This is a genomic window from Bacillota bacterium (assembly GCA_029961055.1).
In the GTDB taxonomy this organism is placed as follows: Bacteria; Bacillota; Sulfobacillia; order JAIMAT01; family JAIMAT01; genus JAIMAT01.
Map to the genome: position 1 here is coordinate 1 of JASBVM010000006.1, position 10,621 is coordinate 10,621.

The following is a 10,621-nucleotide window of genomic DNA, read 5'->3' on the forward strand; positions in this document are numbered from 1 at the left end:
GGACGTACAAGACCCACCAGAGGTCGGCCGCCATGCGGAGCGAGAACTTCTGCAGCATCTCGAGCATGTAGGGCCGCGCCAGCTGGAGCGCCAGCACCAGCAGCCACAAGACCGGCAGCGGCGCCGCCAGCTTCCCCTCCAAGAACTGCTCACCCGCTCCCATGATCACATCCTGGACTACCTGGGTGATCTGGCCAGGCGAGACGGGACCTCACCTCCGCTCCCTGGATACCGCCGGTTCGCAGGCCGCCGCCTCCCCCCGTCGGTCCTGCTGCCGCGGAAAGGTGGCCATCCCGCTTGGGGCGGATCCCCCTCGCCCGAACAGGTATCACCCGCCCCGGGAGCCGGTGGCGGCCCCTGGCCGCCCGGTGCGATGGGGGGCAGGGCGGGCCGGGCCCGAAGGGACTGCCCCCGGGTGGCACCATGGCGCCTTCCGTCGAACTCCGCGACGGCGATCGACTCTCGAGGACGCCGCAGGCCGACAAAGCTCGGGGTGCTTTTCATCTCCTCCCGGAGCCGGCGTCCTCCGCATGTGGTTCGGCTATCGGGTCTCCTTTCCTCAGGAGTCCTGTATGAGCGGCGAACCGGGAAGCGTCAGCATTCGTCATTCGGCTCGCCTGTCTGGAGCGTGGATGCCGAAAGAAGGCGTTCCGCGTACCTTCCAAGCACCGGCCGATTCCCGCCCGCGCGGGTCGACCGGGAGGAAGGCATTGCGCGCATGTTGAAAACGATCACCGCAAACCGAACGACGCAAGCCGGGAAGGGGTGAAGAGCCATGTACCGCTCCGCAGACGGCGAGGAGGTTTTCGTCGTCGACGGGCACGTCCACTTCTGGGACGCAAGCCCTGCCAACCAGGCGAACAAATATGGCAAGGGCTTCATTGACTGCTTTTACGACTACCAGAGGAACCTGAGCCCGGCTGATCGGGTCTGGCCATACGAGAAGTTTCTCAAATACGACGCTGAAACCATGATCCACGACCTCTTCGTCGACGGTTACGACGACGTCGCCATCCTGCAACCCACCTACCTCGGCGATTTCTTCGTCCACGGCTTCAACACCGTCGACCGTGACGCCATCGTGAAGGACCTTCACCCGGAGCGCTTCATCCTGAATGGTGCCTTTGACCCGCGCGACGGTGAGGCGGGATTGGAGGCGCTCGAGGCGATGAAGGAGCGGTACGGCATCCGGGGTGTCAAGCTCTACACGGCGGAGTGGCGCGGAAACTCGCGCGGTTACAGGATGACCGACCCGTGGGTCTATCGATACCTGGAGAAATGCCAGGAGCTCGACATCCTCAATATCCACATCCACAAGGGCCCCACGATCTGGCCGCTCGACCGGGACGCCTTCGACGTGTCCGACGTCGACCATGTGGCGACGGACTTTCCAGGCCTCCGCTTCATCGTCGAGCACGTGGGGTTGCCGCGGATAGAGGATTTCTGCTGGATCGGAGTTCAAGAGCCCAACGTCTACGGAGGATTGGCGGTCGTCATGCCGTTTGTGCACGCCCGCCCACGCTACTTTGCCAAGGTGATCGCTGAGCTGCTCTTTTGGCTCGGTCCCGACCGGCTGATCTTCGGTTCGGACTATGCCATATGGGAGCCGAGGTGGATGATCGACAAATTCATGGACTTCCAGATGCCCGAGGATATCGCCCGGGAAACGGGTGCCGTCCTCGATCTGGCGACGAAGAAAAAGATTCTGGGCGAGAACGCGGCTCGGCTTTACGATATCGATATCGCGGCGAAACGGAACGCGCTGGCGGGCGACTCGCTCGGCCGGTCCTCCGCGGCCGGGGGATCGTAGGCCATGGCTCCATCCGGACCCAGCCTGCAGCTGGTCGAAGAGGCGCTGGCAAGGGTGCGGGACCCGGAGCTCGACGAACCCCTTGTCAAGCTCGGCTTCATCGACGGTGTCGCGGTGGACGGGGGCAGCGTGCGAGTGAGCTTCCGGCTTCCTACCTTCTGGTGCGCGCCGAATTTTGCCTTCTTGATGGCCTCTGATCTGCTGGCCGCCGCCCGCGCGGTTCCCGGGGTGGCGCGGGTGGAGGTCGAGCTGGTGGATCACGCCTTCGCCGACGAGATCAACCGTGCCATCGCGACCGGGCGGAGCTTCGAGGCGGCCTTTCCGGACGAAACGGAAGGATCGCTGGAGCAGCTGCGGGTGCGATTCCTGCGCAAAGCGTTCGTACGGCGGCAGGGCGCGCTCCTGCAGGCACTTTCGGAGGCCGGTTTCACCGAGAAGGAAGTCGCCGCGATGCGTCTATCGGACATCGACCGCCCGGAGGTCCGGCGCGCCTTGGAGCACGTGCACTCCGAGCTGGTGCGCTGCCTTGAGCTGCGCGTTCCGTTGGGGCTTCCGACGGAGCCGTCCCAGCCGCTCTTCTGCACGCCGGCGGGCGAGCCGTGGGAGCGGGGGGCGGGGCTCGAGCCCGCTCGGCCGGAGGCAGGCTTGGATGGCGGCCGCGCGTGGGCGCGCGTGCTGGAGACATCGGCTTCCCTCAATGCGGCCTGGTGCACGAGTCTCCTCCGGACCCGATACGGCCCTGCCGCAGCTCCTTTGGACAGCAGCGGTGCGAGCGGGACGTGAGGTGACCGAGGGGCGGTCGACGGTGTGTCGAAACCAGGATCCCATGAGGAGGGAGTCGGTGTGAGAGCTGTCAGAATATTCGGCTACCACGAACCGGTCCGTCTGGTCGACGTGCCCGAACCGAAGATCGAAGGCCCGTTCGATGTGATCGTCAAGATCGCCGGCGCCGGCGTCTGCCGCACCGACCTGCATATCATCGAGGGCATCTGGCGCGAGGCGCTCGGCGATCCCGAACTGCCGTACACCATCGGCCACGAGAACGCCGGATACGTCGAGGAAGTGGGCTCGGCGGTCGTCGGTCTCCAGAGGGGCGACCCGGTCATTCTGCACCCGCTGATGAGCTGCGGTTTCTGCCTGGCGTGTCGCTCCGGCAACGACATGCACTGCGTCAACTCGAAGTTCCCCGGTCTGGACGGCACCGACGGCGGTTATGCCGAGTACCTCAAGACCAGTGCCCGCTCCGTGGTCAAGCTGGCACCGGGCACCGATCCGGCACCGCTCGCGCCTTTCGCCGACGCGGGCATCACCGCCTACCACGCGGTCAAGAAGATCGCCCCGCGGTCGTTTCCGGGAAGCGTGGCGGTCGTGATCGGGGTCGGCGGCCTCGGACACTTCGCCGTCCAGCTGCTCAAGGCGATGACCACGGCCCGGGTGGTGGCGGTCGATGCGCGGGAGGAGCGCCTCGCTTTCGCCCGGGAGCTCGGCGCAGACCACTGGGTGCTGGCGGGTGAGGACGGCGGGGTGAAGGAGGTGCTCGCGTACACGGACGGCGTCGGAGCCGACGTGGTGCTCGACTTCGTGGGGGAGCACGGCACGCCCGAGAAAGCCTTGAAGATGCTGCGCAAGGGCGGTACCTACTCCATCGTCGGCTACGGCGGCGTGGTGGCGCCGACGACGCTGGACATGATCAACCGCGAGTTGAGCATCGTCGGCAACCTCGTCGGGACCTACAACGACCTCGTCGAGCTGATGGAGCTCAACCGCCAGGGGAAGGTGACCATCCGCAGCCAGATGTTCCCGCTCGGCGAGGCCCAGGCTGTCCTCGACGACCTGAACGCCGGGCGAGTCGTGGGGCGGGCGGTGCTCGTGCCGTGACAGGAAGTGCCGGGCCCGCCGGGCGGTCGCCTCCCTCGCGGCCCCCTCAGCCCGCCGCCGGCTCCCCACCCTGCGGTTCCGGCCCGGGCCTGGGCCGATCCGGCCCGAGGGCGAGGATGTAGCTGGACTCGTCCAGCTCGCCGTGCATCGCCCGCCAGCTCCGGTAGTGCGGCTCGGCCGCCGACGCCAGCGGCACCGGCTGGCCGAGCTCGCGCGCCAGGCCCAGCGCCAGCTCCAGGTCCTTGAACCGGTTGGCCACCGAGAAGCCGGGCTCGTAGCCCTCCCGGCCGAAGCGGGCCAGCACCTTGTCCAGCTCGTAACTGGCGGCGGAGCCGTGCTGCATCACCTCGGCCAGCGCCTCCAGGCTGAGGCCGGCGCGGAGGCCGAGCTGGATCCCCTCCGCCGAGGCCATCAGGGTCAGGCAGGAGACCATGTTGGAGATCGCCTTGAGCGCTTGGCCCTGTCCCGTGGCGCCGACGTGGAGGATGCGCCGGCCCGTCTTCCGGAGCAGGGGGAGGAGCCGGAGGTAGGCTTCCTCCGGGCCGCCCACCATGACGGTGAGCGTCCCCTCTCGGGCGCCCGCGTCGCCGCCGGTGACGGGGGCGTCGCACCAGGTGGCGCCGCGCGCCTCGGCCTCGCGCGCCAGCTCCAGGGTGACCGCCCGGGAGACGGTGGAGTGGTCGACCACCAGGCTGCCCGGCCGCAGCCCGGCCAGGAGGCCGTCGCTGCCGCCGGTGACGGCGCGGAGCGCCGCGTCGTCGGTCACCATGGTGAAGATCACGTCGGCCGCATCGGCCGCCTCCCGCGGGCTCTCGGCCACGCGGGCGCCGGCGGCGCGGAGTGGCTCGGTCCGGGAGCGGGTCCGGTTGTAGACCACCAGCTCCACCCCGGGGGCCACCTGCGGGTCGAGCAGGTGGAGCGCCATGGGCTGTCCCATGATGCCCAGCCCGATGAAGGCCGCGCGCACGCTCATCGATCTCCCTCCTCGGGGCGGGGGCTCCCGGTCGCCGCGGCCGGCGCCTCGCCCTGCTCCACGCCCAGGTCGAGCCCCAGCTGCCAGCCGAGGAAGCTCCAGAGGTCGGCCTCCTCCTCCAGCACCTTCCGGACCGGCTTCCCCACGCCGTGCCCGGCCTCCGGCTCGATGCGCAGGAGGACCGGCCGCTCCAGCGGCTCGGCCCGCTCGCCGCCCGCCTGCCCGGTGGCCGCCTGGAGCCGCGCCGCCATCTTGCGCGCGTGGAGCGGGTCGACGCGGGTGTCCGACTCGGCCGCGTAGAGGAGGACCGCCGGGTAGGTCCGCCCTTCCTCCACGTGGTGGTAGGGCGAGTAGGCGTAGAGCCAGCGGAAGGCCTCGGGGTCGTCGGCGGAGCCGTACTCGGGGATCCAGAGCGCCGCGATCAGGAAGCGATGGTAGCGGACCATGTCCAGGAGCGGCACCCCCGAGACCACGGCGCGCCAGAGATCGGGGCGCTGCGTCAGCGCCGCACCGGTCAGAAGCCCGCCGTTGGAGCGGCCGAAGGCGCCGAGACGCTCCGGCCGCGTGATCCCCTGGCGGATCAGGGCCTCCGCCGCGGCGGCGAAGTCGTCGAAGACGTTCTGCTTCCTCTCGAGCATGCCGGCCCGGTGCCAGGCCTCGCCGTACTCGCCGCCGCCGCGCAGGCAGGCGAGCGCCCAGACGCCCCCCGCTTCCAGCCAGGGGATCACCTGCGGGACGAACTGGGGCGTCCGGCTGACGCCGAAGCCGCCGTAGCCGGTCACCACGGTGGGGCGCTGGCCGTCGTGCGGGAGGCCGCGCCGCTCCAGGACGAAGAGGGGGATGCGCGTGCCGTCCTTCGACGGGTAGAACACCTGCCGGGCCTCGAAGGCCCCGGGGTCCACCGGCTCCGGGACGCCGAGCCAGCGCCGGGCCGTAGCGCGCGCGGCATCGACGGCGTAGATGGCGGCCGGGCGGAGGAAAGACTCGACCACCGCCACCAGTTCGACGCCCGAGGGCGCCGCCGGCGCGCCGTCCAGCAGGTCGACGGTGGAGAGGGGGGGCAGCTCCACCTCGCGCGGCCGGCGGCCGTCCGGGTCGAGCAGGGCCAGGTGCGAGACGGCGTCGCGCAGGAGGTGGAGCGCGACCGCCTGCCGGGAGGGGGCGAAGTCGGCCAGCGTCGCGCCCTCCGGCTCCGGGAAGAGGACGGGCCACTCCTCCGCGGGGAGGCCGCCCATGGCCTCCGCCGCGGCGACGCGGAGGAGGCGGTAACGGGGGGCCTGCCAATCGGTCCGCACCAGCAGCCCTTCGCCCTGCTGCCCGCCCCAGCCCTCCGGCACGAAACGGGCCAGGAAGAGCGCCGCCCGCTCCCGCACCAGCGGCCGGAAGTCGAGCCCCTCCGTCCGCCGCTCCCGCGCGCCGCGGTCGGCCAGCCAGAGCTCGCTCCGGCTCCATCCGATCCGGACGGTCATCAGAAGGAAGCGGCCCGACGGGGAGAGCTCCGCCTCCAGCATCGCCTCCAGCGGTAGCTCCGCCCCGAAGACGAGCGGGTCGGCCTCGGCCGGCCGGCCCAGGCGGTGGTAGTAGCAGCGCGGATGGTCGTGCGGCTGCCCCGGCGGCAGCTCCGCGGGGTCGGGGTAGCGGGTGTAGAAGAAGCCGCTTCCGTCCGGCTCCCAGGCGACGCTGGCGTAGCGCGCCCGGGGGAGCGCCTCCTCGAGCCAGCGGCCTCCGTCCGCGTCCAGCACGCGCAGGGTGCTCCACTCGTCGCCGCCGCGGGAGAGGCCGAAAGCGACGAAGCGCCCGTCCGGCGACGGGACCCACCAGTCCAGGGCGACCAGCCCCCGCTCGTCCAGCGCGTTCGGGTCGACCAGCGGCCGTTCCGCGCTCTCGTCCGCGCCGCCGTCGGCCGGGCGGACCGCGAGCACCGGCTGCTCCGCCCCCGGCCGGCGCCGGAGGAAGAAGAGCCGCCCCCCGGCCAGGCGGGGCTGCCCCACGCTGCCGGCCTCCCAGAGGTGCGCGAGCCGGCGGAGGAGCGCTCCCCGCCAGGGGATCGCGTCCAGCACCGCCCGGGTCCGTTCCGTCTGGGCCCGGCTCCAGCTGCGGACGCGCGGATCCTCGCCCGCCTCCAGGGCGCGGTACGGGTCGGCGACGGGAACGCCGTGCAGCACCTCCGTCACCGGCTCCCCCTCCGGCACCGGCGCCGGCGGCACCGGGAGCGGCAGGGGTTGCGCCCGGGGAAGTCCATCTGCCAACGCATCCGCCTCCATGCCCGCAGTCTACCGCGCCCGGGCCGGCGCCGGCGAGCGGGGTGGAGGGGGGCGGCACGGTCGGCGGAGTAGGGTGGAGAACCTAGCCAGCGACCTTGGCCCGTCGGTCGGGCGCCGGATTCCGGCGGCCCGGCCGGGCGCTATACCGGACCGTCGGCACCGGACCGGAGGCGTGGACCGGTCCGGTCTGGAGCCGAGAGAGTCCTTGAAGGAGGCGCTCCACATGGAAGGGACGACGCAAGCCTGGTGGCGCAGGGTCCTCTGGGACCGGGCCTTCTCCTGGGTCTGGCTGCTGCTCCGCGTCTACGTGGGCTGGGAATGGCTGAAGGCGGGCTGGGAGAAGATCACCGGTGCGGAGCCAGGCTTCTGGGGCCCCGGGGTCGGCAAGGCGATGGCCGGCTTCTGGATGAAGGGCGCAGGCCTGCTGACCGGTCCGGACGGGAAGCCTCTCCCCGGCTCGGCGCACTGGTGGTACCGGGACTTCCTCATGTTCCTGCTCAACACCCACCAGCAGGTCTGGTTCTCCTACTTCATCTCCATCTCCGAGTTCCTCGTCGGTCTCGCACTGATCCTCGGCTTCCTGACGCCCGTCGCGGCCGCGGGCGGCGCCCTGATGAACCTGAACTACATGCTGGCCGGCGTCGCCAGCGTCAACGGGTGGATGTACACGCTCACCCTCCTCATCCTCCTGGCCGGGTTGAACGCCGGCTCCCTGGGCGTGGACCGCTGGCTCTGGCCCATCCTCTTCGGGCGGCGCGGCCAGGCGACCGCCGGGGCCGGAGGAGGGCGCTGACCCCCGCGACCGCCCGCGGCTCTCGCGGGCAGGTCGCCAGGCGGTGGCAGCGGCAGCTCGCAGCGGTGGACGAGGCCCGGCGGCGGAGGCCGCCGGGCCTTCGCTGCCGGGGTGCCGATCCTTAACGCGCCTCTAACGCATCCCTAACCGGGCCGGAGGGGGCTCCGGCTACGCTCTCCCCGGACGGGTCCGGCATGTTTCCGCCGAAGGAAGTAAGGGAAGAGATCCGTCCGAAGGAGGCGATCTTGTGCGACTTCCTCATCGGCTGCGGCGGACGGGAGGGCAGCCGTGGTGGCGCCGCTGGCTGGGGGCCGGGCTGGGCCTCGCCCTCCTGGCCGGCGGGTGGGCGGCGGGGGTGCCGGCCGCGGTCGGCGCGCGCAGGGACCCCGCCGACGCCTACCGGACGGCCACGCCCATCAAGCACCTGGTGGTCATCTTCCAGGAGAACGTCTCCTTCGACCACTACTTCGCCACCTACCCGTACGCCCAGAACCCGAAGGGCGAACCGGCCTTCGTGGCGGCGCCCGGCACGCCCAACGTCAACGGGCTCAACGGCCCCCTCCTCCAGGCCAACCCCAACGCCGCCAAGCCCTTCCGCCTCGACCGCTCGCAGGCCGTCACCTGCGACATGAACCACGGCTATACCGCCGAGCAGAAGGCCGTGGACGGCGGGCTGATGGACCGGTTCGTGCAGGAGACCGGAGCCCGCTACGACCAGTGCGACCCCAACCTGGTGATGGGCTACTACGACGGCAACACGGTGACGGCGCTCTGGAACTACGCCCAGCACTTCGCCATGAACGACAACTCGTTCAGCACCACCTTCGGGCCCTCGACGCCGGGGGCGCTCAACCTGATCGCCGGCACCACCCACGGCACGGTGCCCGCGGAAGTCTACGGCAAGGTGGCCAACGGCACCATCTTCAGCGACCTCGACCCCACCTACGACGACGCCTCCCAGGGGACGACGGTGGCGCTGACCGGCAAGAACGTCGGCGACCTGCTCAACGCCAAGGGCGTCACCTGGGGCTGGTTCGAGGGCGGCTTCCGGCCGACGGGGAGGACCGCCGACGGCAAGGCGATCACCGGCTCGGCCCACAAGAACATCGCCGGCGCCCAGGTGACCGACTACATCCCGCACCACGAGCCGTTCCAGTACTTCCAGTCGACCGCCAACCCGCACCACCTGCCGCCGAGCTCGGTGGCCCGGATCGGCTACACCGACCAGGCCAACCACCAGTACGACCTGAGCGACTTCTGGGCGGCGGCCGAGTCGGGGCACCTGCCGGCGGTCAGCTTCCTCAAGGCGCCCGCCTACCAGGACGGCCACGCGGCCTACTCGGATCCGCTGGACGAGCAGGCGTTCCTCGTCGACACGATCAACCGGCTGGAGCGGCTGCCCGAGTGGCGGAGCACGGCGGTGATCATCGCCTACGACGACTCGGACGGCTGGTACGACCACGTGGTGCCGCCCATCGTCAGCCCGTCCAACGACCCCGCCTGGGACGCGCTGGCGGGTCCGGGGAACTGCGGGACGCCCAAGCCGGGCGCCTACCTGGACCGGTGCGGCTACGGTCCGCGGCAGCCCTTCCTGGTCATCTCGCCGTGGGCGAAGCGGAACTTCGTCGACCACACGCTGACGGACCAGGCCTCCATCCTCCGCTTCATCGAGGACAACTGGTCGCTGGGGCGCATCGGCGACCAGTCGATGGACGCGGTGGCCGGCAGCATCCTGAACATGTTCGACTTCAGCCACGGCCCCTCCAACGCGCCGCTCTTCCTGGACCCGGCGACGGGCGAGCCGACGGGCCGGCGCTGAGCGGCGCTCCGGAGGAAGCCTGACCCAGCGCGGAGGGCGACGCCGGGCGCGCCGCCCTCCGCTTTCGGGCGCGGCGCGGAGGGCACGGCGGGGTTCGGCGGGCGGCGGATCTTAACGCGACGCACAAGGAAGGCTCCTGCACCCGGGCTACCATGGGGCAGAGGGGGACGGACGCAGGGATGGAGCGGATGAGGGAAGAGGGACCCTGCCTGATCGGCTTCGACCTTGGCTGGACGCTCATTGACAACCCGGGACGGGTAGCGGCTTACCTCGCCTACCTGCGCGCCCGCGACCTGCCTCTCCCCAGCCGGGAGCAGGTCGAGCGGGCCTTCCACCTGGTCGACAAGCGCTTCATGCGGGAGTTCCCGGGGGTGCTGGGCCGGCACCCGAGCACCTGGCTGCCGTGGTACCTGGGCATGGTCAACGAGGAGCTGGGGCTCCACATCGACATGACGCAGCAGCTGCGCGACCTGGCCGGTCTGCGGATCGACTGGGAGCTCTACCCCTGGACGCTCCCGACGCTCGAGGAGCTCCGTCGCCGCGGCTATCCACTGGTCCTGGTCTCCAACTGGGGTCCGGACGGGCGCGCCCTGGTGGAGCGCCTGGGCCTGGCGCACTACTTCCGCCGCATCTACATCTCGGCGGAGTGGGGGATCGAGAAGCCGGATCCGCGGCTCTTCCGGAGGGTCCTGCTCGACGCCGGCGTCGCCGGCGCCGGCTTCCTGTACGTGGGCGACAACTACTACGACGACGTGGTGGGCGCCCGCTCCGTGGGCGCGAAGGCCGTCCTCCTCAACCGTTTCGACCGCCTGGGCGTGGAGGAAGTGAACGACTGCCTGGTCATCCACGACCTGCGCCAGCTGCTGGATCTGCTCCCGGCCCCGCAGGGCTCCGCCTCGGACGCTCCGGCGCCGGAGGCCGGGCAGCGGGAGGCCGGCTGAGCGGGATCGGCCGCCGGCGGCCCCGGGCCGCCGCATCGGAAGCAGGTCGGGATCGGGACCCTCCTCGTCTTGCCCGGCGGAACGCACGCGGGTCCGCCTCCGCCGGGGCGTTGACGCCGGCCGGGCGGACCGCTGCGAAGCCT

Annotated in this window: 8 protein-coding genes; 6 read left to right on the forward strand and 2 right to left on the reverse strand. The window is 71.0% G+C overall.

The features are described 5' to 3' along the window. Positions 1–775: 775 nt before the first annotated feature. The 3 genes from QJR14_02795 to QJR14_02805 are packed head-to-tail and all read left to right on the forward strand — an operon-like array spanning position 776 to position 3,688. Positions 776–1,810 carry an amidohydrolase family protein gene (locus tag QJR14_02795; protein MDI3316550.1) on the forward strand — a complete coding sequence of 345 codons (1,035 nt, stop codon included), beginning with the start codon at positions 776–778 and terminating at the stop codon, positions 1,808–1,810. A gap of 3 nt (positions 1,811–1,813) precedes the next feature. Continuing rightward, the gene (locus QJR14_02800; protein MDI3316551.1) at positions 1,814–2,593 is read left to right on the forward strand and encodes an iron-sulfur cluster assembly protein; all 780 of its coding nucleotides are present in this window, start codon (positions 1,814–1,816) and stop codon (positions 2,591–2,593) included. Between the two features lie 60 nt (positions 2,594–2,653). Continuing rightward, entirely contained in the window at positions 2,654–3,688 is a 1,035-nt protein-coding gene (locus QJR14_02805) for an NAD(P)-dependent alcohol dehydrogenase (GenBank protein ID MDI3316552.1), read from the forward strand. 46 nt (positions 3,689–3,734) lie between these two features. On the opposite strand, the gene QJR14_02810 is transcribed toward QJR14_02805, so the two are convergent. Next, on the reverse strand, positions 3,735–4,661 hold the full coding sequence (locus tag QJR14_02810; protein ID MDI3316553.1) for an NAD(P)-dependent oxidoreductase: 927 nt from the start codon (positions 4,659–4,661) through the stop codon (positions 3,735–3,737). Continuing rightward, positions 4,658–6,910 (reverse strand): prolyl oligopeptidase family serine peptidase, encoded by a 2,253-nt coding sequence (locus QJR14_02815; GenBank protein MDI3316554.1) that lies wholly within the window; start codon positions 6,908–6,910, stop codon positions 4,658–4,660. The genes QJR14_02810 and QJR14_02815 overlap by 4 nt, the downstream gene beginning before the upstream one ends. 238 nt (positions 6,911–7,148) lie before the next feature. Between QJR14_02815 and QJR14_02820 the strand changes: the two genes are divergently transcribed. From QJR14_02820 to QJR14_02830, 3 genes are all read left to right on the forward strand, one after another. After that, positions 7,149–7,718 (forward strand): DoxX family membrane protein, encoded by a 570-nt coding sequence (locus tag QJR14_02820; GenBank protein ID MDI3316555.1) that lies wholly within the window; start codon positions 7,149–7,151, stop codon positions 7,716–7,718. A 355-nt stretch (positions 7,719–8,073) separates the two neighbouring features. Then, positions 8,074–9,537 carry an alkaline phosphatase family protein gene (locus tag QJR14_02825; protein MDI3316556.1) on the forward strand — a complete coding sequence of 488 codons (1,464 nt, stop codon included), beginning with the start codon at positions 8,074–8,076 and terminating at the stop codon, positions 9,535–9,537. 179 nt (positions 9,538–9,716) lie between these two features. Beyond that, the gene (locus tag QJR14_02830) at positions 9,717–10,478 is read left to right on the forward strand and encodes an HAD family hydrolase (GenBank protein ID MDI3316557.1); all 762 of its coding nucleotides are present in this window, start codon (positions 9,717–9,719) and stop codon (positions 10,476–10,478) included. Positions 10,479–10,621: the final 143 nt, after the last annotated feature.

Bases quoted from the DNA above. Each gene is read 5' to 3' on its own strand.
- QJR14_02795 (MDI3316550.1), top strand. From the start codon at position 776: ATGTACCGCTCCGCAGACGGCGAGGAGGTTTTCGTCGTCGACGGGCAC.
- QJR14_02800 (MDI3316551.1), top strand. From the start codon at position 1,814: ATGGCTCCATCCGGACCCAGCCTGCAGCTGGTCGAAGAGGCGCTGGCA.
- QJR14_02830 (MDI3316557.1), top strand. From the start codon at position 9,717: ATGGAGCGGATGAGGGAAGAGGGACCCTGCCTGATCGGCTTCGACCTT.
- QJR14_02810 (MDI3316553.1), bottom strand. From the start codon at position 4,661: ATGAGCGTGCGCGCGGCCTTCATCGGGCTGGGCATCATGGGACAGCCC.
- QJR14_02820 (MDI3316555.1), top strand. From the start codon at position 7,149: ATGGAAGGGACGACGCAAGCCTGGTGGCGCAGGGTCCTCTGGGACCGG.